The following is a 416-nucleotide window of genomic DNA, read 5'->3' on the forward strand; positions in this document are numbered from 1 at the left end:
GAGGACGAACTCTCCCATGCCCGTGATCACCACCCGCATCCGAAAGTCCGCCGCCCTGCTCGCCGCCACCGCCGGCCTGGTCGGCCTCGGTGCCGCCGTGGCCCCCGCCGCCTCCGCCGCCACCCCGCAGCAGATCGCCGCCGGCATCGTGCCCGCCGACCAGCTGGCCTCCTTCGACCAGATCATCTCCCACGAGAGCGGCTGGAACGTGACGGCCACCAACCCCTCCTCCGGCGCCTACGGCCTGGCCCAGGCCCTGCCCGGCAGCAAGATGGCCTCCGCCGGCGCCGACTGGCAGACCAACCCCACCACCCAGATCAAGTGGGCCTACGACTACATGAACTCCCGCTACGGCAGCCCGAACCAGGCCTGGGCCTACTGGCAGATCCACAACAACTACTGATCACCCCCGATCA

The 416-nt window shown here is 70.2% G+C and carries 1 protein-coding gene; it reads left to right on the forward strand.

Going from position 1 to position 416, the window contains the following annotated elements; translation table 11 throughout:
- Positions 1 to 16: 16 nt before the first annotated feature.
- Complete coding sequence (locus ACQRUO_RS39755) at positions 17 to 403, forward strand: transglycosylase SLT domain-containing protein (protein ID WP_428321037.1); 387 nt, start codon at positions 17 to 19, stop codon at positions 401 to 403.
- Positions 404 to 416: the final 13 nt, after the last annotated feature.

The organism is Kitasatospora sp. LaBMicrA B282 (assembly GCF_050325825.1).
Taxonomy (GTDB): domain Bacteria; phylum Actinomycetota; class Actinomycetes; order Streptomycetales; family Streptomycetaceae; genus Kitasatospora.